Annotated in this window: 19 protein-coding genes; 6 read left to right on the forward strand and 13 right to left on the reverse strand. The window is 56.6% G+C overall.

What is annotated here, in order from left to right; all coding sequences use genetic code 11:
* Positions 1 to 452: 452 nt before the first annotated feature.
* The 7 genes from rraA to priA all read right to left on the reverse strand — a co-directional run bounded on the left by rraA (position 453) and on the right by priA (position 8,424).
* Positions 453 to 938, reverse strand: coding sequence for a ribonuclease E activity regulator RraA (gene rraA / locus AB8846_RS18730; protein WP_032662736.1), 486 nt, complete (start codon positions 936 to 938; stop codon positions 453 to 455).
* A 92-nt stretch (positions 939 to 1,030) separates the two neighbouring features.
* The gene (gene menA, locus AB8846_RS18735) at positions 1,031 to 1,951 is read right to left on the reverse strand and encodes a 1,4-dihydroxy-2-naphthoate polyprenyltransferase (protein ID WP_370733382.1); all 921 of its coding nucleotides are present in this window, start codon (positions 1,949 to 1,951) and stop codon (positions 1,031 to 1,033) included.
* A 68-nt stretch (positions 1,952 to 2,019) separates the two neighbouring features.
* The gene (hslU, locus tag AB8846_RS18740; protein ID WP_047646960.1) at positions 2,020 to 3,354 is read right to left on the reverse strand and encodes an HslU--HslV peptidase ATPase subunit; all 1,335 of its coding nucleotides are present in this window, start codon (positions 3,352 to 3,354) and stop codon (positions 2,020 to 2,022) included.
* A 9-nt stretch (positions 3,355 to 3,363) separates the two neighbouring features.
* Positions 3,364 to 3,894 (reverse strand): ATP-dependent protease subunit HslV, encoded by a 531-nt coding sequence (gene hslV / locus AB8846_RS18745; protein ID WP_008501802.1) that lies wholly within the window; start codon positions 3,892 to 3,894, stop codon positions 3,364 to 3,366.
* A 94-nt stretch (positions 3,895 to 3,988) separates the two neighbouring features.
* Complete coding sequence (gene ftsN / locus AB8846_RS18750) at positions 3,989 to 4,990, reverse strand: cell division protein FtsN (protein ID WP_331414049.1); 1,002 nt, start codon at positions 4,988 to 4,990, stop codon at positions 3,989 to 3,991.
* 93 nt (positions 4,991 to 5,083) lie between these two features.
* Entirely contained in the window at positions 5,084 to 6,109 is a 1,026-nt protein-coding gene (gene cytR, locus AB8846_RS18755; RefSeq protein ID WP_063144386.1) for a DNA-binding transcriptional regulator CytR, read from the reverse strand.
* Between the two features lie 119 nt (positions 6,110 to 6,228).
* Entirely contained in the window at positions 6,229 to 8,424 is a 2,196-nt protein-coding gene (priA, locus tag AB8846_RS18760; RefSeq protein WP_370733383.1) for a primosomal protein N', read from the reverse strand.
* Positions 8,425 to 8,624: 200 nt separating this feature from the next.
* Here priA and rpmE point away from each other — a divergent pair, with 200 nt between their 5' ends.
* The gene (rpmE, locus tag AB8846_RS18765; RefSeq protein WP_003862040.1) at positions 8,625 to 8,837 is read left to right on the forward strand and encodes a 50S ribosomal protein L31; all 213 of its coding nucleotides are present in this window, start codon (positions 8,625 to 8,627) and stop codon (positions 8,835 to 8,837) included.
* Between the two features lie 313 nt (positions 8,838 to 9,150).
* A complete protein-coding gene (locus tag AB8846_RS18770; RefSeq protein ID WP_331414051.1) occupies positions 9,151 to 9,831 on the forward strand; it encodes an oligogalacturonate-specific porin KdgM family protein in 681 nt (226 codons plus the stop codon).
* Positions 9,832 to 9,873: 42 nt separating this feature from the next.
* Here AB8846_RS18770 and metJ read toward each other — a convergent pair whose 3' ends face one another.
* The gene (metJ, locus tag AB8846_RS18775; RefSeq protein ID WP_015966498.1) at positions 9,874 to 10,191 is read right to left on the reverse strand and encodes a met regulon transcriptional regulator MetJ; all 318 of its coding nucleotides are present in this window, start codon (positions 10,189 to 10,191) and stop codon (positions 9,874 to 9,876) included.
* A 276-nt stretch (positions 10,192 to 10,467) separates the two neighbouring features.
* On the opposite strand from metJ, the gene metB reads away from it, so the two are divergent.
* From metB to katG, 4 genes are all read left to right on the forward strand, one after another.
* Positions 10,468 to 11,628 (forward strand): cystathionine gamma-synthase, encoded by a 1,161-nt coding sequence (gene metB / locus AB8846_RS18780; RefSeq protein WP_063144389.1) that lies wholly within the window; start codon positions 10,468 to 10,470, stop codon positions 11,626 to 11,628.
* A gap of 2 nt (positions 11,629 to 11,630) precedes the next feature.
* A complete protein-coding gene (locus AB8846_RS18785) occupies positions 11,631 to 14,063 on the forward strand; it encodes a bifunctional aspartate kinase/homoserine dehydrogenase II (protein WP_370733384.1) in 2,433 nt (810 codons plus the stop codon).
* A 270-nt stretch (positions 14,064 to 14,333) separates the two neighbouring features.
* The gene (metF, locus tag AB8846_RS18790) at positions 14,334 to 15,224 is read left to right on the forward strand and encodes a methylenetetrahydrofolate reductase (RefSeq protein WP_010436968.1); all 891 of its coding nucleotides are present in this window, start codon (positions 14,334 to 14,336) and stop codon (positions 15,222 to 15,224) included.
* A gap of 210 nt (positions 15,225 to 15,434) precedes the next feature.
* On the forward strand, positions 15,435 to 17,615 hold the full coding sequence (gene katG, locus AB8846_RS18795; RefSeq protein WP_063144391.1) for a catalase/peroxidase HPI: 2,181 nt from the start codon (positions 15,435 to 15,437) through the stop codon (positions 17,613 to 17,615).
* A gap of 83 nt (positions 17,616 to 17,698) precedes the next feature.
* On the opposite strand, the gene AB8846_RS18800 is transcribed toward katG, so the two are convergent.
* From AB8846_RS18800 to argE, 5 genes are all read right to left on the reverse strand, one after another.
* Positions 17,699 to 18,802: a glycerol dehydrogenase gene (locus AB8846_RS18800; protein ID WP_063144392.1), complete on the reverse strand. Its 1,104-nt coding sequence runs from the start codon at positions 18,800 to 18,802 to the stop codon at positions 17,699 to 17,701.
* 12 nt (positions 18,803 to 18,814) lie between these two features.
* Entirely contained in the window at positions 18,815 to 19,477 is a 663-nt protein-coding gene (gene fsa / locus AB8846_RS18805) for a fructose-6-phosphate aldolase (protein ID WP_370733385.1), read from the reverse strand.
* 128 nt (positions 19,478 to 19,605) lie between these two features.
* Entirely contained in the window at positions 19,606 to 20,370 is a 765-nt protein-coding gene (locus AB8846_RS18810) for a helix-turn-helix transcriptional regulator (RefSeq protein WP_370733388.1), read from the reverse strand.
* Positions 20,371 to 20,472: 102 nt separating this feature from the next.
* A complete protein-coding gene (gene ppc / locus AB8846_RS18815) occupies positions 20,473 to 23,124 on the reverse strand; it encodes a phosphoenolpyruvate carboxylase (protein ID WP_063144394.1) in 2,652 nt (883 codons plus the stop codon).
* A gap of 272 nt (positions 23,125 to 23,396) precedes the next feature.
* The gene (gene argE / locus AB8846_RS18820; RefSeq protein ID WP_008501790.1) at positions 23,397 to 24,548 is read right to left on the reverse strand and encodes an acetylornithine deacetylase; all 1,152 of its coding nucleotides are present in this window, start codon (positions 24,546 to 24,548) and stop codon (positions 23,397 to 23,399) included.
* Between the last annotated feature and the right edge of the window lie 86 nt (positions 24,549 to 24,634).

Raw genomic sequence — 24,634 nt, forward strand, 5'->3', positions numbered from 1 at the left:
ATAGTAAGAGCAATCAACACATTCGGTTCATCACTCTTTACAACGAGTACGCTGGCGACAATGAACGCGATACATAAATAGCGTTTCATTATGCGGTCCCTGCAGCTAACCGCTCCACCGTTCACCACCGGTGATAAGTCGGTGGACACAAGCCCTGGTGTTAGCCTGCTTTACGGTAGTGAATAGACCTTTCCCTGGACCGATGCCCATTTGCGAGATGGCGGAAAGGGACGCTGCATCATAATGAGCATCAACCGTGGAGTTAAGGTATTCATAGACAATTAGGATTTTATAAAGGTTCTGAGGGGTTGCCCAAGGTTTGGACGAGAGTATGATCAAGCTCCTTGGTGTTAGTCTGCAAAACTTCCCAACGGACCGCGAATCCCGAGGGACAAAAAAAACCGCCACATTGCTGTTGGCGGTTTTTTTATGGTTCACGCTTACGGTTTTTACTACTCGATATCCAGTGCATCCTCGGAAAGGATAATGCCGGTATTATCAGCGTAAAGATGGTCCCCGGAGAAGAAGGTCACGCCGCCGAAATTGACGCGCACGTCGCTTTCGCCGATGCCGTCACCTGCCGCCCCTACCGGTATGGCCGCGATGGCCTGAATCCCGATATCCAGGTCTTCCAGATCGTCCACCTGACGCACGGAACCGTACACCACAAGGCCTTCCCACTCATTCTGGACGGCAATGCCTGCCAGTTCAGCATCAATTAATGCACGGCGCACGGAACCGCCGCCGTCGACCACAAGAACGCGGCCGCGGCCATTCTGTTCGAGCAGATCGTACAGCAACCCGTTGTCCTCGAAACATTTCACCGTGACGATTTGACCGCCAAACGACGACCTCCCACCAAAGTTGGAGAACAGCGGTTCAACGACGTTGACATCTTCCTGGTAGATGTCACAAAGCTCGGAGGTATCGTATTTCATAGGTTTAACGCTCAGTTGCTGCGAATGTGTTCAGTATATCGTGCGAAATGCGTTGTTGGCAAAATCATCAATTGTTAATTGATATTTGTCAGCTAACGCAGCGTCTGGCTTAAAACAATCCCGATGACGAACAACAGGTTAGTCAGCAGCGCGCCTTTTACCGTGCGCTCCAGCATTGGCGGCATGGCGGACGGGCTGATTTCACGCATCACAAAGCGGGCCTGCTTAATCAGCAGCGGCGCGGCAAGTACAAACAGCCAGCCCCACAGGCTCTGCAAGGAAATCAGGTTAAACAGCGCCAGACAAACCAGCGCGCCAATGAGCAGGCAGGCATGATAGCGGCGGGCATTGACCGGCCCCAGACGAACCGCCAGGGTATTTTTGCCGTTCTCGCGATCGCTGTCGATGTCGCGCAGGTTGTTGATGTTGAGCACCGCCGTCGCCAGCAGGCCGCAGGCGGTTGCGGGCAGGAACAGGGCAGGGATGACCGTATGCGCCTGTAAGTACCAACTGCCCATCACGCTCAGCCAGCCGAAGAAAACCAGTACGGAGATATCACCGAGCCCAATATAACCGTAAGGACGCGTGCCGACGGTGTAGGTGATGGCCGCGATAATGGCCAATAAACCCAGCACCAGGAAGCCAATAAAATCGCTGGTGGTCTTAGACGCCACCGTCACCAGCGCCAGGCCGGATACGCAGATCAGCACTACGGTGATAATCAGCGCGCGTTTCATCTGCGCCTGGGTAATCACCCCTTTCTGCATTCCGCGCAGTGGCCCTATGCGGTCCGGCTTGTCGCTGCCTTTTACCGCGTCGCCGTAGTCGTTAGCGAGATTGGAGAGAATTTGCAGCAGGCCAGCGGTAATCAATGCCAGCGCGGCGACCAGCGGATCAAAATAACCCTGCCACCAGGCAAGGGCGGTGCCGACGATAATCGCGGCAAAGGCCAGAGGAAGTGTTTTAGGGCGCAGACTTTCGAGCCACGCCTGCGTACGGCTGATGTCAGTCATAAGTATTTAGCCAATAAAAATGGGGGCATTAGCCCCCATTAAACGTGATGAGAATCCAGTAACCGCGATTATAGGATAAAACGGCTCAGATCTTCATCTGCCACTAACGCATCCAGATGTTTACTCACATATTCTGCGTCAATGATAACGGTTTGACCGTTAAGGTCGCTCGCGTCGTAAGAGATATCTTCTACCAGGCGTTCCAGCACGGTATGCAGGCGACGCGCACCGATGTTCTCGGTGGTTTCGTTGACCTGCCATGCGGCTTGGGCGATACGTTTGATACCGTCTTCGGTGAACTCGAGGTTCACGCCTTCGGTCGCCATCAGCGCTTTGTACTGTACGGTAGCAGAGGCGTTAGGCTCGGTCAGGATACGTTCGAAATCTTCGGTGGTCAGCGCCTGCAGCTCAACGCGGATAGGCAGACGGCCCTGCAGTTCGGGGATCAGATCCGACGGGCTGGCAACCTGGAACGCACCGGAAGCGATAAACAGGATGTGGTCCGTTTTCACCATGCCGTGCTTGGTGGAGACGGTGCAGCCTTCAACCAGCGGCAGCAGGTCGCGCTGAACGCCTTCGCGGGACACGTCCGGGCCGGAGCTGTTGCCGCCGCGCTTACATATTTTGTCGATTTCGTCGATAAACACGATGCCGTGCTGCTCAACTGCGTCGATAGCATCCTGCTTCAGCTCTTCCGGGTTTACCAGCTTCGCCGCTTCTTCTTCAATCAGCAGCTTCATCGCGTCTTTAATTTTCAGCTTACGCGCTTTCTGCTTCTGGCCGCCCAGGTTCTGGAACATGGACTGCAGCTGGCTGGTCATCTCTTCCATGCCCGGAGGTGCCATGATTTCCACACCCATTGGCGCGGCAGCGAGATCGATCTCAATCTCTTTGTCGTCCAGCTGGCCTTCACGCAGCTTCTTGCGGAATGCCTGGCGCGCAGCGGACGGTTCCGCCTGCTGTTCTGCCTGGCCCCAGTTGTTTTTTGCCGGTGGGATCAGCACGTCGAGAATGCGCTCTTCCGCCATCTCTTCCGCACGGTAGCGGTTTTTCTCGATCGCCTGGACGCGCACCATCTTGATCGCCGAGTCGGTCAGATCGCGGATGATGGAGTCCACTTCTTTACCCACATAGCCCACTTCGGTGAACTTGGTGGCTTCCACTTTGATGAACGGTGCGTTAGCCAGCTTCGCCAGACGACGGGCGATTTCGGTTTTACCGACGCCGGTCGGGCCGATCATCAGAATGTTTTTCGGCGTTACTTCGTGGCGCAGCTCTTCGTCAAGCTGCATACGACGCCAGCGGTTACGCAGAGCGATTGCCACGGAACGCTTGGCGTTATCCTGGCCGATAATGTGTTTGTTCAGTTCGCTGACAATTTCGCGTGGGGTCATTTCAGACATGGGAGATCCTTACGCTTTGGAGGTCAATTCTTCGATGGTGTGGTTGTGGTTGGTATAAATGCAGATATCGCCTGCAATATCCAACGCCTTCACCGCGATATCACGCGCGTTCATGTCGGTATTTTCCAACAGCGCGCGGGCTGCAGCCTGGGCATAAGGGCCGCCAGAGCCGATGGCAATCAGGTCATTTTCCGGCTGAATCACGTCACCGTTACCGGTGATGATCAGCGAGGCGGTTTCATCGGCTACCGCCAGCAGCGCTTCGAGCTTGCGCAGCATGCGGTCGGTACGCCAGTCTTTTGCCAGCTCAACGGCAGCTTTCACCAGATGACCCTGGTGCATTTCCAGTTTGCGTTCAAACAGTTCAAACAGCGTGAAGGCATCCGCCGTGCCGCCTGCAAAACCGGCGATCACTTTGTCGTTGTAGAGGCGGCGCACTTTCTTCACGTTGCCTTTCATGACGGTATTACCCAGCGTGGCCTGGCCATCACCGGCGATTACCACATGGCCGTTACGGCGTACACTTACTATTGTTGTCACGAGCAGACCCCCTGGTTACAGAATCGGGAAACAGAAGCCCTGAGCCTGTGCTCAGGGCTGAATTAAATGATAGATGGGGGGGATTTTGGGGGTTTCAACCCCCGGAGGCGAGTCGAATGCAGTTTGTGTGGCCGGCCACTTTCAAACGTGAAATGGTGCCATCGGCATTTTCTTTGCCTTTGACCGGACCAATCACCACGCGATTCCAGCCGTTATTGGTGGTAATACGCGAATCAAACCCTTCAAAGGCCAGCTGAGCACGTACCGTTTCCGCCTGCTCGGCACCTTTGAACGAACCGCACTGTACCATCCAGCGGCGTTCATCTTTTTTCTCCGCCGTCTGCTTCGGCGCTTCGGTCTCTTTGGTGACCGGCGCGGCCTGCTGCGTTTTCGGCTGCTGCGCGGTGGTATGCGCTGGCGTCTGGAGCAGATCCTGATACGGCTGAGCCGCCTGTTTCTGTGGCTGCGTTTTCGGCGGCTGTTGCACAGGCTGAGACTGCACCGTACGCGTCTGCTGCTGGTATGGCTGTTCCGTTACCCGCGGCTGTGCTTTCGGCTGCTGCACCGGCTGGGTTTGCGCCCATTGCTGCTGCTGTTGTTGCTGTTGCTGAATCTGCTGTTGCGCCTGACGTCGCTGCAGCGTTTGCTGGCGCTGCGCCGGGGTCTGCTCATTCCACGGCACTTCGTTCAGCTGCGTAGGCTGCTGGCGCATATCGGCCTGCATTTGTGCCAGCAGCTGACGCTGTTCATCCGTCAGCTGATTCGCATTCTGCACTTCACCACCCGCAGAAGGTTCGGTTGGCGCACGCACCCCAGGCTGACGGCTTTCCAGCTCTTTGATATAGCGCCAGCGCTCTTCAGGCTTAGGAGGAAGGCCATTTCCGGCAACTTTACTGGCCTGAAGCGCCTCAGACTCTTCTTTTTTATGGTGCGTGATAAAGTACAGGCCACCAATAAAGGCGACGACTACAGCCGCAGCAATAGCGACCATTGCTGGCGAGACAGCAGGCAGGTTACGTTGCTTTTTCCTTGAGCTACTCTTTTTGCGTCGCGAAGGTGCCGGCTGGCCGCGACGTACATAATCTCGTTGTGCCACTATCGTTTCGCTGTATTTATTCGTTCGTCAGTCCGCCATGTTACTTAAGCGGCGGGGCTTTGACCAGATAAGGGTATCCGAAAGACGTTTACTTTAAGTCAATGCCTGGGTAGTGCCGCGAACAATCAGTTCGCAGTCCAGCAACCGCGAGCCGCTGCTAACTGTTTGACCATGAAGCTGATCCAGCAGAAGCAGCATCGCTTCGCGGCCGATTTGATAGCGCGGCTGAGCGACCGTTGAGAGCGGCGGATCGCAAAATTCTGAAAGCGAAATATTATCGAATCCGACGATCGATAAATCTTTCGGTATCCGCAGGCCGCGGCGTTTGGCGTACGACAATGCGCCCAGCGCCATCACGTCGCTGTGACAAAATACGGCGGTTGGCGGTTCAGGCAGGTCCAGAAGTTTCTCCAGCGCTTGTCCACCCGCGGCGAAGGTAAAGTCACCGCGCGCAATGTAGTGCGGATCGACGGTGACGCCGGTACGGCGCAGCGCCTGAACGTAGCCCTGCAAGCGATAATGACACAGCGGCATCTCTTCCGGCCCGGCAATACAGCCAATGCGCTTATGCCCCAGCTCCTGGAGATAGTTTACGGCGTTGAACGCGGCGGTGAGGTTATCAATGTGGACCGTCGGCAGCTCCAGCTCTGGCGCAAACTCGTTGGCCATGACCATCGGCGGCAAATTACGCTGCTCTTCAATGCTGGCATCAAACGGCAGGCGCGAGCCAAGCAGCAGCATCCCGTCGATCTGCTTGGTGATAATGAGATCGATGAAGGTTTTTTCCTGCTGATTCTGGTGAGCACAGTCGCCAATCAGCACCAGATAACCCTGTTCCGCTGCGGTGACTTCAATACCGCGGATAATCTCGCTGAAGAAGGGGTCACAGATGTCCGGCACAATCACCAGAATGGTGCGCGACTCATTGCGTTTAACGTTACGCCCCATCGCCTGTGGGAAATAGCCCACTTCAAGCGCAGCCTGCTCTACCCGGTTACGGGTCGCCTGGGAGACTTTATCCGGGTTCATTAATGCGCGGGATACCGTTGCCGTAGAGACTTGTGCTTTCTGGGCAACGTCTTTCATGGTCGCCGGTGCAACCTCTTTCCTGGACTTCAACGTCTTCTCCTCGCCTGAACACCGAACTTCTGACATCACCATTTTTACAGATAGTTAATGGAATCGGTTACAGAATTTTCATAAAAAGTGTGAGGAGCGTTAAATTTTTCGATCCGTCTTCAGCCTTCGATGGGATCGACGTCCAGTACCCACTTCACTTTTCGCGCTTCCGGCAGGGTATTAATCAGTACCAGCGCGCCGCTGACGATGTGCTGAAGACGAATACGCGAGGGGTGCTGGAGTAAAATTTGCCAGCGGAAACGTCCGCCGCGTTTTGGGGCGAGTGCCGGCACCGGGCCCAAAATCCACAGCTGATTATCCACCAGCGGGCTGGCCTGCAGGAGGTTTCTCAGCTGCTGCAGGAAAAGCGGCGCCTGCTGGTTGTTGTGATCTTCCGCGCGGATGATGACGTGGCTGGTCCACGGCGGCAGCTGCATGGTCTGGCGTTCGGCCAGCGCCTGCTCGGCAAAGGCGTCATAGCCTTTATGCAGGAGGGTTTGCAGCAACGGGTGCTCTGGATGGTGCGTTTGCAACACCACTTCACCCTGTTTACCGGCGCGACCGGCACGCCCTGCCACCTGGGTATAAAGCTGGGCGAAGCGCTCGGCTGAGCGGAAATCTGCCGAGAACAGCGCGCCGTCTACGTCCAGCAGGGCGACCAGCGTCACGTCCGGGAAGTGGTGGCCTTTGGCCAGCATCTGAGTACCAATCAGGATGCGCGCGCCGCCGCGATGCACTTCCGCCAGCTGCTGTTCCAGCGCGCCTTTGCGGCTGGTGGTGTCCCGGTCAATACGCGAAATAGGCACGTCCGGGAAGAAGGGGCCAAGCGCCTGTTCCAGCTGTTCCGTTCCCAGACCCACCGGCACGATATGCGTGGAACCACATGACGGGCACTGGCGCGGCACCGGGCGCTGGCTGTCGCAGTGGTGGCAGCGCAAATGCCGCTGGGCCTGGTGGAAGGTATAGTAGTGGTCGCAGCGCGGGCACTCGGCAATCCAGCCGCAGTCGTGGCACAGCAGCGCGGGCGCGAAACCGCGTCGGTTAAGGAACAGGATCACCTGATTGCCCGCCTGCAAATGCTGGCGCATTCGGGTAATTAAGGCAGGCGCAAGCCCTGCCTGAACCTGCTGACCTTTGAGATCCAGCACGTGTTGAATAGCCGGACGGGCATTCCCCGCGCGACGCGTCAGGCGCAGCATGTGGTATTTCCGCTGGCGCACGTTGTGCAGCGTTTCGAGCGCAGGCGTGGCGGAGCCGAGAATAATAGGGATCTGCTCACTGTGCGCGCGATAAACAGCCAGATCGCGGGCGTGATAGCGCCAGCCTTCCTGCTGTTTATAGGAGCTGTCGTGTTCTTCGTCGATCACGATAACGCCAAGATTTTTAAACGGCGTAAACAGCGACGAGCGGGTGCCGATCACAATCGCCGCTTCGCCGTTTTTCGCTTTCAGCCAGGCGCTGAGGCGTTCGCTGTCGTTCAGGCCGGAGTGCAGCACCTCAACCGGCGCGTTAAAGCGTTCGCGGAATCGGGCGATGGTTTGCGGCGTCAGGCCAATTTCCGGCACCATCACCAGCGCCTGTTTGCCCTGAGCGAGCACGTTTTCCAGCACGCTCAGGTAGACCTCCGTTTTGCCGGAACCCGTCACCCCTGCCAGCAGCCAGGCAGAGAAATGATCGGAAGCGCTATGAATCGCGCCCACGGCGGTGGCCTGCTCGGTATTCAGACGCAGGCGATCCCCTGAAACGGAGAAACTCTCGCGCCAGTCGTAAAGGGCAGGTGCTTCGCTTGCCAGTTCGCTCAGCCCTTTCTTTCTTAATGCCTGTAGCGCTGTTTCGCTGACCTCAAGCTCGTCGACCTGATGCCGCCAGATTTTCCCCTGACGCAGCGCCGCCAGGGCCTGCTGCTGTTTCTGCGAGCGTTTCAGGCTGTTAATATCGACCGCCTGACCCTGCTCGGTGGCAAACCAGTACCACATCGGCGCGTGGCTGGCGCTCTTGCCCTGACGCAGCATGATGGGCAGGGCGTGGAACAGGACGTCGCCAATCGGGTGATGATAATAATCTGCCGCCCACAGCAGCAGTCGCCAGGTGCTGGTGGAGTAAACGGGCTCGCTGTCCAGCACCTCAACGACCGACTTCAGTTCAATGAGCGGCAGTTCGCTTTGATCGCTGACGGAGACTACAATCCCCACGCGCTGCTGTTTGCCAAACGGCACGGTCACGCGACAGCCCGCTTTGGCGCTCATGCTGTCGGGCAGCAGGTAGTCAAAGGTGCGGGGAAGCGGAACGGGCAGGGCAACGTGAGCGACGGGCATCGAATCTTCCTGACTTGAAAAGTGGCGCGTTAGTATACACATTAGTGAAAGCGGCGTGCGGATCAGTTTGCATACGTTGGTCAAATTCTGTATGATTCGCCGCCTTTGGTGTATATTACGCCAGAGAAATTACATTCAACATCGCGTGGTGTCTGGCGTTAGGGCTGGAAGAGCGACGCGGCCTTAACTGAGGTTCTCCCATGAAAAAAGATATTCACCCGAAATACGAAATGATTACTGCAAACTGTTCTTGCGGTAACTCTATCCAGATCCGCTCTACCGTGGGCCACGATCTGAACCTGGACGTGTGCGGCAAATGCCACCCGTTCTACACTGGTAAGCAGCGTGATGTTGCAACCGGTGGCCGTGTTGACCGCTTCAACAAGCGTTTCAGCATCCCGGGCGCTAAATAAGCATCCAGGAAAAACCGCCTTCGGGCGGTTTTTTTGTGCCTGTCATATCCCTTCTGAATAAATCATATCTTAATATTTATATCTAAAATAATTAATTACGTATCATTCTATTAAATATATTTGTCTGGTGTATTCTTTAACGGATAGTGAACTGCATCTTTCATTTCTTTAATTCTTTGCCACCTTTTAATGGATGTGTCAAAAAATAAAAGGTTTCTCTCGTTTCGTAAACTTACACTGCGCCCGTCATACATTCTTATTTGCCATGACGACACAGTGGCTTTCAGGGCGCGTTTACTTCGAGGGAAATATTATGAAATTGAAGCAACTTTTATTTGTGCTTCCGTTAATATCGTGCGCGGCGCAGGCGGGATATGTGGATTACCGACACGAGTATTACGACGATGGGCGTAACTACGACCGTGTGTACATGTCCCACCGCTTTGGCACCGGCTTTGGCGTAGCGGTTGAGGCGGTATCGCGCTCCGATAACAAGCAGTCTAACGACGCGCTTAATAATATGGAAAGTAACAGCAACGAATATACCGCAAGCTATCAATTTACCTGGCAAGGTTTTATCTGGCAGCCGGGCGTCGCCGTTGAAATGGGTGATGACATGGCCATCTATAAGCCTTATCTGCGCGTGCAGTATAATATTAATGACAGCTGGTGGACGGCGTTTCGTTATCGTACGGAATACACTCGCCGCAATGCGGACGGAAAAGATGACCGTATGGTTTATCGTCCGGAAATGTGGCTGGGTTATAATATTGATGGCTGGATGTTCGAGTTAAACGGCATTTATAAAATCGCCGACAACGAAGACCTGTATAACAATAAAAAAGAAGATTACGAATATAACTTCCGCGTGGCGTATAACATCGACTCGTGGATCCCCTTTGTGGAAGTGGGCAACGTCTCTTCCGGCTATAACACCGCCACCAGCGACGACCGCCAGACGCGTCTGCGCGTGGGTTTAGGCTACAACTTCTAAGAAACCATCCCGCTGAGTAACCTCAGCGGGATCGCACCGCAGTTAGTATTCCCACGTCTCCGGGTCAATGCCCAGTTCACGCATGATGACTTTCGCCTCTTCCGGAATTTCATCACTACGCTCTTTGCGCAGATCTTCATCGTTCGGCAACGGTTGACCGGTAAACGCATGCAGGAACGCTTCACACAGCAGTTCGCTGTTGGTCGCGTGACGCAGGTTGTTCACCTGACGACGCGTACGTTCATCGGTGAGGATCTTCAACACCTTCAGAGGAATAGAAACCGTAATTTTCTTTACTTGTTCACTCTTCTTACCGTGCTCAGCGTATGGGCTGATATATTCGCCGCTCCATTCAGCCATGAGATACCTTTAATCCTCTCAGTCATTTATCTAAAGGTGCAAAACCTGTAACCACCCGTTTTGAACCGCAATCTTCCCTAGTTTACCGTAGAGACGATACCGTGGCACGGATATTGCCGCTGCAGCGTGCACTAAAGCATATAATTTTAACGGCTATTTGCGCATTGCTCAATCTATACGCAAAGAAGTTTAGATGTCCAGATGTATTGACGTCCATACTTTCAATGTTTACTCTGGTGCCTGACTTTTCACCTCATTCGCCAGGAAGCCCTCACCATGACGCGTAAACAGGCCACTATTGCAGTGCGTAGCGGATTAAATGATGACGAGCAGTACGGCTGCGTTGTCCCGCCGATTCATCTTTCCAGTACCTACAATTTCACCGGATTTAATGAACCCCGCGCGCATGATTATTCGCGTCGTGGCAACCCTACGCGTGACGTGACCCAGCGTACGCTGGCCGAGCTGGAAGGTGGCGCAGGTGCAGTATTAACCAATACGGGGATGTCCGCCATTCACCTGGTGACCACGGTGTTCCTGAAGCCTGGTGACCTGCTGGTCGCGCCGCACGATTGCTACGGCGGCAGCTATCGCCTGTTTGATAGCCTGGCGAAACGCGGCTGCTATCGCGTGCTGTTTGTCGATCAAAACGACGAACAGGCGCTGAAACAGGCGCTGGCAGAGAAACCAAAGCTGGTTCTGGTGGAAAGTCCAAGCAATCCATTGTTGCGCGTTGTCGATATTGCGAAAATTTGTCAGCTCGCAAGGGATGCGGGAGCGATAAGTGTAGTGGATAATACGTTCCTCAGTCCGGCCCTTCAGAACCCACTCGCACTGGGTGCCGATCTGGTATTGCATTCATGCACTAAATATCTGAACGGCCATTCTGATGTGGTAGCGGGCGTGGTGATTGCCAAAGATCCCGACGTTGTCACCGAACTGGCATGGTGGGCCAATAATATTGGCGTCACCGCGGGTGCCTTCGACAGCTATCTGCTGTTGCGCGGTATCCGCACGCTGTCGCCGCGCATGGAAGTGGCGCAGCGCAATGCCCAGGCGATTGTCGATTTCCTGAAAACCCAGCCGCTGGTGAAGAAGCTCTATCACCCATCGCTGCCGGAAAACCAGGGGCACGAGATTGCCGCGCGCCAGCAGAAGGGATTTGGCGCGATGTTAAGTTTTGAACTGGACGGTGACGAGCAAACGCTGCGTCGCTTCCTGAGCGGGCTGTCATTGTTTACGCTGGCGGAATCATTAGGTGGGGTTGAAAGCTTGATCTCCCACGCCGCGACCATGACGCACGCAGGTATGGCACCCGAAGCACGTGCCGCCGCCGGGATTTCTGAGACGCTGCTGCGGATCTCAACCGGTATTGAAGATTCTGAAGATTTAATTGCCGATCTGGAAAATGCCTTCCGGATCGCAGCCAAGGGGTAATCATGAGTGTGATAGCGCAGGCAGGGGCGAAGGGTCGTCAACTGCACAAGTTTGGTGGTAGTAGTCTTGCTGATGTGAAATGTTACCTGCGTGTCGCAGGGATCATGACGGAATATTCACAGCCGGGTGACATGATGGTTGTCTCGGCGGCGGGCAGCACCACCAACCAGTTGATTAGCTGGCTGAAACTGAGCCAGACCGATCGCCTTTCTGCGCATCAGGTGCAACAGTCCTTACGCCGTTACCAGAGTGAGCTGATTGCCGGCCTGCTGCCTGCGGACGTGGCGGACGGGCTGATCGGCGCCTTCACGCATGACCTTGAGCGTCTGGCCGCCCTGCTGGACAGCGGGATTACCGACGCGGTGTATGCCGAAGTGGTAGGCCACGGTGAAGTGTGGTCCGCGCGCCTGATGGCCGCCGTGCTGCAGCACCAGGGTGTGGAAGCGGCCTGGCTCGACGCGCGTGATTTCCTGCGCGCCGAACGTGCCGCGCAGCCGCAGGTGGATGAAGGGTTGTCCTACCCTCTGCTGCAACAGCTGCTGGTGCAGCATCCGGGCAAACGTATTGTCGTCACCGGCTTTATCAGCCGCAGCAACGCGGGCGAAACCGTGCTGCTGGGCCGTAACGGCTCGGACTACTCGGCAACGCAGATTGGTGCCCTGGCGGGTGTTTCCCGCGTCACCATCTGGAGCGACGTGGCTGGTGTTTACAGCGCGGACCCGCGTAAAGTGAAAGATGCCTGTCTGCTGCCGCTGCTGCGTCTCGACGAAGCCAGCGAGCTGGCGCGTCTGGCCGCGCCGGTACTGCACGCGCGCACGCTGCAGCCGGTTTCCGGCAGCGATATCGACCTCCAGCTGCGCTGCAGCTATACCCCGGATCAAGGCTCTACCCGTATTGAACGCGTACTGGCCTCCGGTACGGGCGCACGTATTGTCACCAGCCACGACGACATCTGCCTGATTGAGTTCCAGGTGCCTGCGGGCCAGGACTTCAAACTGGCGCATAAAGATATCGACCTGGTATTAAAGCGCGCGCAGGTACGCCCGCTGGCCGTTGGCGTTCACAATGACCGCCAGTTGCTCCAGTTCTGCTATACCGCTGAAGTGGCTGACAGCGCGCTGAAAATTCTGGATGAAGCGGGCCTGCCGGGCGAGCTTCGCCTGCGTCAGGGGCTGGCGCTGGTGGCGATGGTGGGCGCGGGCGTCACCCGTAACCCGCTGCACTGCCACCGCTTCTGGCAGCAGCTAAAAGGCCAGCCGGTGGAGTTCACCTGGCAGTCGGAAGAGGGCATCAGCCTGGTCGCCGTCCTGCGTAAAGGGCCAACCGAGAGCCTGATTCAGGGTCTGCACACCTCCCTGTTCCGCGCGGAAAAGCGCATCGGTCTGGTGCTGTTTGGTAAAGGCAACATCGGTTCCCGCTGGCTGGAGCTGTTCGCCCGCGAGCAGGTCACGCTCTCGGCGCGTACCGGATTCGAATTCATTCTCGCGGGCGTTGTGGACAGTCGCCGCAGCCTGCTGAACTACGACGGGCTGGATGCCAGCCGCGCGCTTGCCTTCTTTAATGATGAAGCCGTAGAGCAGGATGAAGAGTCGCTGTTCCTGTGGATGCGCGCGCACCCGTATGACGATCTGGTGGTGCTGGACGTTACCGCCAGCGAACAGCTTGCCGATCAGTATCTTGATTTCGCCAGCCACGGTTTCCACGTCATCAGTGCGAACAAGCTGGCGGGGGCGAGCAGCACCGATAAATACCGTCAGATCCACGACGCGTTTGAAAAAACCGGTCGTCACTGGCTCTACAACGCCACCGTTGGCGCGGGGCTGCCGGTTAACCACACCGTGCGCGACCTGATTGAAAGCGGCGACAGCATTCTGGCGCTGAGCGGTATCTTCTCCGGCACGCTCTCATGGCTGTTCCTGCAGTTCGACGGCACCGTGCCGTTCACCGACCTGGTGGATCAGGCGTGGCAGCAGGGTTTAACCGAGCCCGATCCGCGCGTGGACCTTGCCGGGAAAGACGTGATGCGTAAGCTGGTGATCCTGGCGCGTGAAGCCGGTTACGACATCGAACCGGATGCCGTACGCGTCGAATCGCTGGTGCCTGCCGGCTGTGAAGAAGGCTCTGTGGACCATTTCTTTGAGAATGGTGAAGAGCTTAACGAGCAGATGGTGCAGCGTCTGGAAGCGGCGAACGAGATGGGGCTGGTGCTGCGCTACGTGGCGCGTTTCGAGGCCAACGGAAAAGCGCGAGTCGGCGTCGAGGCGGTGCGTCCTGAACATCCGCTGGCGGCGCTGCTGCCGTGCGATAACGTCTTCGCCATCGAAAGCCGCTGGTACCGCGATAACCCGCTGGTGATCCGCGGTCCGGGCGCGGGGCGTGATGTCACCGCCGGGGCGATCCAGTCCGACATCAACCGTCTGGCTAAGCTGCTGTAACCCCCTCACCCTAACCCTCTCCCCAAAGGGGAGAGGGGACTGCTCGGTGCGGTCTTTCCCCCCTCGCCCCTTTGGGGAGAGGGCCGGGGTGAGGGGCCTTCTCACCCTCATCCTGAATTTCTCTCACATTCCCTGAGCAAACCTCACCGTTATTGTTGATTATTTATGTTGACGTCCCTCCGCTTTTCCGTCATTTTTACATCTGGACGTCTAAACGTATAGAAGTTCACAACACAACAGACAACGACATGCGATTGATAGAGGTAAGGTATGAGCTTTTTTCACGCCAACCAGCGGGAAGCACTGAATCAGAGCCTGGCTGAAGTAAACGGCCAGATTAACGTCTCTTTTGAATTTTTCCCGCCGCGCACCAGTGAAATGGAGCAAACCCTGTGGAGCTCTATCGATCGTCTCAGCAGCCTGAAACCGAAGTTTGTCTCCGTGACTTACGGTGCGAACTCCGGCGAGCGTGACCGTACGCACAGCATCATTAAAGGAATTAAAGATCGTACCGGTCTGGAAGCGGCGCCGCACCTCACCTGTATCGACGCCACCCGCGATGAGCTGCGGGCTATCGCCCAGGATTACTGGAATAACGGCATTCGTCATATTGTCGCGCTGCGCGGTGACCTGCCGCCGGGTAGCGGTAAGCCGGACATGTATGCCGCCGATCTGGTCGCGCTGCTGAAAGACGTTGCCGACTTTGATATCTCCGTTGCCGCTTATCCTGAAGTGCATCCGGAAGCGAAAAGCGCCCAGGCCGATCTGCTTAACCTCAAGCGTAAAGTGGACGCCGGCGCGAACCGCGCCATTACCCAGTTCTTCTTTGATGTGGAAAGCTACCTGCGCTTTCGTGACCGCTGCGTCTCGGCGGGCATCGACGTTGAAATTATCCCGGGTATTCTGCCGGTCTCTAACTTCAAACAGGCGAAGAAATTTGCCGATATGACCAATGTGCGCATTCCGCTGTGGATGTCTAAAATGTACGAGGGGCTGGACGATGACCCGGAAACACGCAAGCTGGTGGGCGCAAATATCGCGATGGACATGGTGAAGATCTTAAGTCGTGAAGGGGTGAAGGATTTCCACTTCTACACGCTGAACCGTGCAGAGATGAGTTACGCCATATGCCATACGCTCGGCGTTAGACCAGGCGTGTAACAAAAAAAGAGCCCTCTTCGGAGGGTTTTTTGATTTATAAGGGTTTTATTTTCCTGCCATATCAGCAATGCTGCCTTTGACGTACAAAACTCATGTATTTTCCATGGGAAATTAAACGGATTTAACTATCGAATCTGTGGGTTATCTCAACTATACCTTATCAACAAGGGCGTATATCGTAACGGTAACACTGTAAAAGGGAGCAAAGCGATGAGCACGTCAGACGAGACCAATAAAGCGGCATCAGTCGGCAAATGCCCGTTCCATCAGGGCGGCGTCGATCACAGCGCGGGCGCAGGTACAGGCAGCCGCGACTGGTGGCCAAAACAACTCCGCATCGATCTTCTTAACCAACATTCCAATCGTTCGAACCCTCTGGGTGAAGACTTTGACTACCGCAAAGAATTTAGCAAGCTGGATTACTCCGCGCTTAAAGGCGACCTCAAAGCACTTTTAACCGACTCCCAACCGTGGTGGCCTGCCGACTGGGGCAGCTATGCGGGCCTGTTTATCCGTATGGCCTGGCACGGCGCGGGTACCTATCGCTCCGTTGACGGGCGCGGTGGAGCAGGACGCGGTCAACAGCGCTTTGCGCCGCTGAACTCCTGGCCGGATAACGTGAGCCTGGATAAGGCGCGCCGCCTGCTGTGGCCAATCAAGCAAAAATACGGACAAAAAATTTCCTGGGCTGACCTGTTTATCCTCGCGGGTAACGTGGCGCTGGAGAACTCCGGCTTCCGCACCTTTGGTTTTGGCGCCGGGCGTGAAGACGTCTGGGAACCGGATCTGGACGTGAACTGGGGCGATGAAAAAGCCTGGCTGACCCACCGCGACCCGGAAGCGCTGGCGAAGCGCCCTCTGGCCGCCACCGAAATGGGCTTGATCTACGTTAACCCGGAAGGGCCAAACGCCAGCGGTGAACCCCTGTCTGCTGCGGCGGCCATTCGCGCGACCTTCGGTAACATGGGGATGAACGACGAAGAGACCGTTGCGCTGATCGCGGGCGGCCACACTCTCGGCAAAACCCACGGCGCGGGTGAAGCCACGCACGTGGGCACCGACCCGGAAGCCTCGCCGATTGAAGCGCAGGGCCTGGGCTGGGCCAGCACACACGGCACGGGCGTTGGCGCAGATGCCATTACCTCCGGTCTGGAAGTTATCTGGTCGCAAACCCCGACCCAGTGGAGCAACTACTTCTTCGAGAACCTGTTCAAATACGAATGGGTGCAGACCCGCAGCCCGGCGGGTGCGATTCAGTTTGAAGCCGTGGATGCGCCGGAAATCATGCCCGATCCGTTCGACCCGTCGAAAAAACGCAAACCTACCATGCTGGTCACCGACCTGACGCTGCGTTTTGACCCGGAATTCGAGAAAATTTCCCGCCGCTTCCTGAACGATCCGCAGGCTTTCAACGAGGCCTTCGCCCGTGCCTGGTTCAAGCTGACCCACCGTGATATGGGGCCAAAAGCGCGTTACATTGGCCCTGAAGTGCCGAAAGAAGATCTGATTTGGCAGGACCCGCTGCCGCAGGCGGTGTTCAATCCGTCGAAAGAAGACATTGAAAGCCTGAAGGCGGAGATTGTGGCATCCGGTCTGTCCGTGAGCGAACTGGTTTCGGTTGCCTGGGCGTCAGCTTCAACCTTCCGCGGTGGCGATAAGCGCGGCGGTGCCAACGGCGCGCGTCTGGCGCTGGCTCCTCAGCGCGACTGGGATGTTAACGCTGCGGCGGTTCGCGCGTTGCCGGCTCTGGAAGCTATCCAGCGCACCACCAACAAAGCCTCACTGGCCGATATCATCGTGCTGGCGGGCGTCGTGGGCGTTGAGCAGGCCGCAAAAGCCGCGGGCGTTTACGTCAACGTGCCGTTCACCCCAGGCCGCGTGGACGCGCGTCAGGATCAGACGGATATCGAGATGTTTAACCTGCTCGAACCGATTGCCGACGGCTTCCGCAACTACCGTGCGCAGGTGGATGTGTCCACCACTGAGTCACTGCTGATCGACAAAGCCCAGCAGCTGACGCTGACCGCGCCTGAGCTGACGGTGCTGATCGGTGGCCTGCGCGTGCTGGGTGCAAACTTTGACGGTAGCAAAAATGGCGTGTTCACCGACCGCGAGGGCGTGCTGAGCAACGATTTCTTCGTGAACCTGCTGGACATGAACACCCAGTGGAAGGCGACCGACGAATCTAATGAACTGTTTGCCGGAAGCGATCGCGCCAGCGGTGAAGTGAAATACACCGCCACCCGCGCCGATCTGGTCTTTGGTTCGAACGCCGTCCTGCGCGCGCTGGCAGAGGTTTATGCCAGTGATGATGCGCATGAGAAGTTTGTCCGCGACTTCGTTGCCGCATGGGCGAAGGTGATGGATCTGGACAGGTTTGACCTGCAGTAACCCTTGTGCCGGGTGGCGCTAACGCTTACCCGGCCTACGGCCAAAAAAATCCCCGCATCAGCGGGGATTTTTATTCACGCTATTTACTCCCACTCCTGCAGGAACCGCTGCCCATACTGGTCAGCCACCAGCAGTGCCGCATATACCTGATCCGGCGTTACGCCGCCGGGCATGTTGTGGATCGTTTCCCCTTCGGCACAGGAGGCTTCCGCGATCAGTCGCATTTTGGCCGGAATATCCTCTTTAATGTTCAGCTGCGCCAGGGTGATCGGCAGCCCAACGCTGTGACAAAGCGCGGCGACGGTCTCTATTTCTTCTACCGGTGCGTTTTCCAGTACCAGCTGCGTCAGCGTACCAAACGCCACTTTCTCGCCGTGATAGAAGTGATGCGCGTCCGGTACCGCCGTCATACCATTATGAATAGCGTGTGCCGCCGCCAGACCACCGCTTTCAAAGCCTACGCCGCTGAGATAGGTGTTGGCTTCGATAATGCGTTCCAGCGCCGGTGTAACCACATGCTGTTCCGCGGCCAGCATGGCTTTTTCACCCTCTTCAACCAGCGTGTTGTAGCACAGCTCGGCCAGCGCGAGTGCTGCTTGCGTACATTTGCCTCCCGCCATGGTGGTCGCGCCGCTGCGCGAGCAGGCGCGTGCTTCAAACCACGTCGCCAGCGCATCGCCAATCCCGGCGGCAAGCAGACGTGCCGGCGCACCCGCTACCACTTTGGTATCGACAATAACCATGTTCGGGTTGTGCGGCAGCATCAGGTAGCGATCGAACTCACCGCTGTCGGTGTAAATGACGGAAAGGGCGCTGCACGGCGCATCGGTGGAGGCAATCGTTGGGGCAATAGCCACGGGTACGTCCATAAAATGGGCCAGCGCCTTGGCGGTATCCAGCGTTTTACCGCCACCAATGCCCAGCACCGCCATGCAGTCGGCGCTGTCGGCCAGCTTTTTCAGTCTGTCGATTTCATTTTGTGAACATTCGCCACCAAATGGTGCGATTTCAGCATGCAGTTCAGCTTTTTTAAAACTCTGACGCAGGGTCTCTTCGGCAAAACCCAGCACAAATTTATCGCCGACAACCAGCCAGCGCTGTGCCAGCGGTTTCAGATAGTCGCCGAGACGGGTAAGCACATCAGCACCCTGGATGTATTTCCCAGGTGATTGAATAATACGGTCCATAACAGTTCTCCCTTAGAGGTTGAGGTTACCAAACGCGTTTTTCCAGTCCTGCTCGAACTTCTCTATGGCTGACTCTACCGCTGGCGTGCCGAGCATTTGTTGCGCTACGTCTAAGGGAAGCGTGATTGCCTCGCATCCCGCCAACAGGCAGTCCAACGCCTGACGCGGCGTTTTGAAACTGGCGGCCAGCACTCTGCTTTCCGGCGCGTGCAGTTCCAGTAGGGATTGCAGCTCCTGAACCATGCGAATGCCGTCACCGCCCTGAGCGTCAACGCGGTTTACATACGGCGCGACATATTTCGCGCCTGCCAGTGCGGCAAGCAAACCCTGTGCCGCGCTGTAAACGGCGGTGCCCAGCGTGGTTATCCCCTCTTTTTTTAACGCCTTAATTGCAATAAGCCCCTGAGCCGTCACCGGGATTTTCACCACGATGTCCGGGAGGGCGTTACTCAGGCGTTTTGCCTCTGCCACCATGCCTTCGGCATCGCGGCTCATGGTTTGAGCAAACAGCGTGCCTTCCGGTCCAATGGCTTTTTGGAGACGCGGCAGCACGTCCCAGATGGATTCACGGCTGGCGGCAATGATGCTCGGGTTGGTGGTGACGCCCACAATGGGAAAGATGCGCGCCAGGCGTTCAACTTCCGCCACGTTGGCGGTATCCAGATACAGTTCCATTATTTTTCCTTAAGTCAGAAAGGCTAAATAAAGGATAAGGCCCTGCCAGGCGCGGCCGATACAGGTCAATTTTGCCAAATACTGGACAAATGTATTCTGCTTAACGAAGTGCGATGCCGATCACAGTGCTAGTTTTTGGCGATCAGCTGGCTGTGATACTGGCGGCGATATTCGGAAGGTGAACGTTCGGTGTGTTTGCGAAAGAGACGGCAGAAATAGTTGCTGTCCATAAACCCACAGCGTACCGAAATATCCTTAATTTTTAAATCGTACCCCTTGAGCAGCTGGCGCGCGTGTTCCAGACGCGTCTGTGTCAGGTATTCATTGAACCCAACATTTCCGGTCTTCTGAAAAAGGTGAGAGAGATAGTTAGGGGAAATGTAAAACGCCTCGGCAACGGAATCCCGGGTCAGCGCTGAGGCATGATGTTCGTCAATAAAGCGACGAATGGCTTCGAAGAGCGCGCGACTGCGGCTATCAGTGTGGATCTCGCTGCCAAGCAGATCGCGGCAGTGGCTGAGCAGACTTAAGACTACCAGCCTGGCCGTGTCCTGCTCGGTCGGCTGCATGTGCAGTTCGTTGAGCGTTTGCAGGAGAAACGCGCCCGTCCGGGGGCCTCGCCTGGCGACCTGCTGCTGTTGTAAAAGGATGTTATTCCGATGAAGCTGAAGCGTCAGCTGCTGTTTGCCGAAGCTTATTCTGAGAGAGTGCGAAGAATGAAGCGGGACGTGCCCGGATGTGGAAAAGAATGCCTCGCAGCGGGTTTCCAGGATAACCGAGAGACAAGGTGACGTTCGGGTATTCTTGCCGGCAGACGCGACAAAATGCACCTGACGCAGCGGCGTTGTACCGTTGATCAGGTCAGTCAGGATGTGGGTAATGTCGTGGTGCATGGTGTGGATACCAGGGTATTGCCCGGCGGCGCTGGCGCTTACCGGGCCTACGAAAAGCATATTGTAGGCCGGGTAAGCGTAAGCGCTACCCGGCAAAACCGATTAGCCGGTGTTACGCATACCCGCCGCAACGCCTGCAATCGTCACCATCAACGCCTGTTCAACGCGCGGATCCGGCTCTTTACCTTCCTCTTCCGCCTGACGTGAACGGTGCAGCAGCTCTGCCTGCAGGACGTTAAGCGGATCGGTGTAGATATTACGCAGCTGGATAGATTCGGCAATCCACGGCAGGTCTTCCATCAGGTGCGAGTCGTTGGCGATATCCAGCACCACTTTGATGTCGCCTTCCAGCAGTTCGCGCAGCTCTTTACCCAGCGTCCACAGCTCGGGTTTCACCAGACGCTGGTCGTAATATTCTGCCAGCCACAGGTCAGCTTTCGAGAAGACCATCTCCAGCATGCCAAGACGCGTGGAGAAGAACGGCCAGTCGCGGCACATGGTTTCCAGTTCGCTTTGTTTGCCATCTTCCACCACTTTTTGCAGTGCGGCACCGGCACCCAGCCAGGCGGGCAGCATCAGGCGGTTCTGCGTCCAGGCGAAGATCCACGGAATCGCACGCAAAGACTCCACGCCACCGGTCGGGCGACGTTTGGCCGGACGTGAACCCAGCGGCAGTTTACCCAGCTCTTGCTCAGGCGTGGCCGAGCGGAAGTAAGGCACGAAATCTTTGTTCTCGCGCACATAGCCACGGTACAGATCGCAGGAGATATCGGACAGCTCGTCCATGATGTGGCACCAGGACTCTTTCGGCTCCGGCGGTGGCAGCAGGTTCGCTTCCAGAATCGCGCTGGTATAAAGCGACAGGCTACTGATGGTCACTTCCGGCAGGCCGTATTTGAAGCGGATCATCTCGCCCTGCTCGGTGACGCGCAGGCCGCCTTTCAGGCTTCCCGGCGGCTGCGACAGCAGCGCTGCGTGCGCTGGTGCGCCGCCACGGCCAATTGAACCACCGCGTCCGTGGAACAGGGTCAGTTCAATACCGGCTTTCTCGCAGGTTTTGATCAGTGCGTCCTGCGCCTGATACTGCGCCCAAGATGCCGCCATCACGCCCGCATCTTTAGCGGAGTCGGAATAGCCAATCATCACCATCTGTTTGCCCTGAATAAAGCCGCGGTACCAGTCGATATTCAACAGCTGGCTCATGACGTCGTTGGCATTGTTCAGGTCGTCGAGGGTCTCAAACAGCGGGGCGACCGGCAGAGCGTAGTCGATACCCGCTTCTTTCAGCAGAAGGTGTACGCCCAGCACGTCAGACGGGGTCTTCGCCATGGAGATCACATAGGCGGCCACCGATCCTTTCGGCGCATCAACGATCGCTTTACAGGTGTTGAGCACTTCGCGGGTTTCGTTGCTTGGCTCCCAGTTGCGCGGCAGCAGAGGGCGCTTCGAGTTCAGCTCGCGGATCAGGAAGGCCTGTTTGTCGGCTTCGGACCAGCTTTCATAATCGCCGATGCCGAGATAGCGGGTCAGCTCGCCCAGCGCTTCGGTATGGCGGGTACTTTCCTGACGCACGTCGATACGCACCAGCGGCACGCCGAAACACTTCACGCGACGCAGGGTGTCGAGCAGTTCGCCGTTGGCGATGATGCCCATCCCGCAGGCCTGCAGTGATTTATAGCAGGCGTAGAGCGGCTCCCAGAGCTGTTCGTTCTGGCTGAGCAGGCCTTCCGGTTTTGGCAGGCGCTGACCTTTCAGACGCGCTTCGAGCCAGGCCTGAGTGGCCATCAGCTGACCACGCAGTTTTTTCATCAGGAAACGGTAAGGCTCGCTGGCACCTTCTTCCCCGGCCAGTGCGCGCAGTTCAGGCGTCGCCTCAACCATCGACAGCTCGGAGATCAGCACCTGAATGTCTTTCAGGAAAAGGTCGGTCGCTTTCCAGCGGCTCAGCAGCAGGACGTGACGGGTGATTTCCGCGGTCACGTTCGGGTTACCGTCGCGGTCGCCGCCCATCCAGGAGGTGAAGCGCACCGGAACAAAGTCGACCGGCAGGCGGTAGCCGAGGTTCTCTTCCAGCTGTTCGTTCAGCTCGCGCAGGTAGTTAGGCACCCCTTCCCACAGGCTGTTTTCCACCACCGCAAAGCCCCATTTGGCTTCGTCGACCGGGCTTGGGCGATGCTTACGAATTTCATCGGTGTGCCAGGACTGGGCAATCAGCTGGCGCAGACGGCGCATCAGCTGGTTGCGTTCGTAGTCGGCAATGTCTTTGTTATCCAACTGCTTCAGACAGTTGTTCACTTCCACCATTTTGTGGATCAGGGTGCGACGGGTGATCTCGGTTGGGTGAGCGGTCAGCACCAGCTCCAGCGAAAGCGACTCCACCGCTTTTTTGATGGTGGCTTCGTTGAGGTCTGGCTGGTCTTTCAGTTTACGAAGGGTGCGGGCAATGACTTCCGGGTTGCTGGCCGCTTCGCCGTTTGGCGAAATGCTGTGGTATTGCTCAGCGGTGTTGGCCAGGTTCAGGAACTGGCTGAATGCGCGCGCAACGGGCAGCAGCTCGTCGTTAGAGAGGTTCTGCAACGTCGTAAGCAGCTCCTGGCGACTGGCCTCGTTACCTGAACGGGAAGATTTAGACAGCTTGCGGATGGTTTCAACGCGGTCGAGGATGTTCTCCCCCAACGCATCTTTGATGGTATCTCCAAGCACTTTGCCGAGCATACTGACATTACTACGCAACGCGGAATATTGTTCGTTCATAAAAACCCAGTCACCCCATCATTTTTGTTTATGCCCAGGCGAGAATCTTCTGGACATTATTTTGTCATCTCCCTTTATAAAGCCACGTAAAACCCCCGTCGTCAATTGCTGCGAAAACGGTTCAGCAAACGAATAAATGCGGGCAATTTACGAAATTTAATTCGCATTGCGTCAGATAAGAGATGCTTATGGGAATGTGACGGAGATCATGCGATTTGTTGTCCTCACCCTAAACCCTCTCCCACAGGGAGAGGGGACTCTTCGGTGCGGTTTTAATGCCAGCAGAAGTGATGAACAACCTGGGTAATCAGTTCGCGGGTGGGCTTGATGAAGCGGGTTTCCAGATATTCATCCGGCTGGTGCGCCTGGTTGATGGAGCCAGGGCCAAGGACCAGCGTTGGGCAAAGCGTCTGAATAAACGGCGCTTCGGTGCAGTAGTTCACCACGTCGGTTTTCTCACCGAGCAGTTTTTCCACCACTTCGACCAGCTGGTGATCCGGCGGGCATTCGTAACCCGGGATCGGCGGATGCAGTTCGGAGACCGTCAGGCGGCCCGGCCAGCGCTCGCTCACCGGGGCCAGCGCCTCATTCAGCAGGCCGTCGAGATCGCTCAGGGTCATGCCCGGCAGCGGGCGGATGTCCATATGCAGTTCGCAGCAGGCGCAGATACGGTTGGAGGCATCGCCGCCGTGCAGGCTGCCGAGGTTCAGCGTCGGATACGGTACGGTGAACGCCTCGTAGTGATAACGTTCTTTCAAATCGTCGCGCAGGGTCATGATGCGGCCGATGGCGTCATGCATCAGCTCGATGGCGTTCACGCCGCGCGCCGGATCGCTGGAGTGGCCGGACTGGCCCAGCACGCGCACGGCGGTAGAAATATGGCCTTTGTGCGCGCGGATCGGCTGCAGAGAAGTCGGCTCACCGATGATCGCGCAGTCCGGGCGAATGGAGGTGTTTTCAGAGAAGTAGCGCGCGCCCGCCATGCTGGTCTCTTCATCGGCGGTTGCCAGAATGTAGAGCGGTTTTTTCAGCTTCGTCACGTCTACGTCACGCAGCGCGTCGAGGATAAAGGCGAAGAAGCCTTTCATGTCGGCGGTGCCCAGACCGTAGAGCTTGTTGTCGTGCTCGGTCAGGGTAAACGGGTCGCGGGTCCAGCGGCCGTCGTCAAACGGCACGGTGTCGGTATGACCGGCCAGCAGCAGGCCGCCCGCACCGGTTCCGGTGCTGGCAAGCAGGTTAAATTTGTGGCGTGTTCCGGGTACGGGCTGAACCTCAACGTTAAACCCAAGATCGCTAAACCAACCCGCCAGCAGATTGATTAAAGACTCATTGCTCTGATCCAGCGCTTCTTCCGTTGCGCTGATGGACGGTGTGGCAATCAGGGCGCGGTAGATCTCGATAAATGGCGGTAAGTTCATTTTCATTGTTGACACACCTTAGGTCGTGATAGTATCAATATTCATGCAATAAATGTGAATAAAAATACATTAACGTTGAGCATAAAGGAACC

This window comes from Enterobacter sp. KB-221C9, from assembly GCF_041320715.1.
GTDB lineage: Bacteria > Pseudomonadota > Gammaproteobacteria > Enterobacterales > Enterobacteriaceae > Enterobacter > Enterobacter asburiae_D.

Excerpts from the sequence above, each read along its gene's own strand:
- AB8846_RS18770 (WP_331414051.1), top strand. The coding sequence starts at position 9,151 with ATGAAATTGAAGCAACTTTTATTTGTGCTTCCGTTAATATCGTGCGCG.
- menA (WP_370733382.1), bottom strand. The coding sequence starts at position 1,951 with ATGACTGACATCAGCCGTACGCAGGCGTGGCTCGAAAGTCTGCGCCCT.
- AB8846_RS18810 (WP_370733388.1), bottom strand. The coding sequence starts at position 20,370 with ATGCACCACGACATTACCCACATCCTGACTGACCTGATCAACGGTACA.
- AB8846_RS18785 (WP_370733384.1), top strand. The coding sequence starts at position 11,631 with ATGAGTGTGATAGCGCAGGCAGGGGCGAAGGGTCGTCAACTGCACAAG.
- fsa (WP_370733385.1), bottom strand. The coding sequence starts at position 19,477 with ATGGAACTGTATCTGGATACCGCCAACGTGGCGGAAGTTGAACGCCTG.
- argE (WP_008501790.1), bottom strand. The coding sequence starts at position 24,548 with ATGAAAATGAACTTACCGCCATTTATCGAGATCTACCGCGCCCTGATT.
- metJ (WP_015966498.1), bottom strand. The coding sequence starts at position 10,191 with ATGGCTGAATGGAGCGGCGAATATATCAGCCCATACGCTGAGCACGGT.
- hslU (WP_047646960.1), bottom strand. The coding sequence starts at position 3,354 with ATGTCTGAAATGACCCCACGCGAAATTGTCAGCGAACTGAACAAACAC.
- katG (WP_063144391.1), top strand. The coding sequence starts at position 15,435 with ATGAGCACGTCAGACGAGACCAATAAAGCGGCATCAGTCGGCAAATGC.
- metF (WP_010436968.1), top strand. The coding sequence starts at position 14,334 with ATGAGCTTTTTTCACGCCAACCAGCGGGAAGCACTGAATCAGAGCCTG.
- rraA (WP_032662736.1), bottom strand. The coding sequence starts at position 938 with ATGAAATACGATACCTCCGAGCTTTGTGACATCTACCAGGAAGATGTC.
- priA (WP_370733383.1), bottom strand. The coding sequence starts at position 8,424 with ATGCCCGTCGCTCACGTTGCCCTGCCCGTTCCGCTTCCCCGCACCTTT.
- rpmE (WP_003862040.1), top strand. The coding sequence starts at position 8,625 with ATGAAAAAAGATATTCACCCGAAATACGAAATGATTACTGCAAACTGT.
- metB (WP_063144389.1), top strand. The coding sequence starts at position 10,468 with ATGACGCGTAAACAGGCCACTATTGCAGTGCGTAGCGGATTAAATGAT.
- AB8846_RS18800 (WP_063144392.1), bottom strand. The coding sequence starts at position 18,802 with ATGGACCGTATTATTCAATCACCTGGGAAATACATCCAGGGTGCTGAT.
- ppc (WP_063144394.1), bottom strand. The coding sequence starts at position 23,124 with ATGAACGAACAATATTCCGCGTTGCGTAGTAATGTCAGTATGCTCGGC.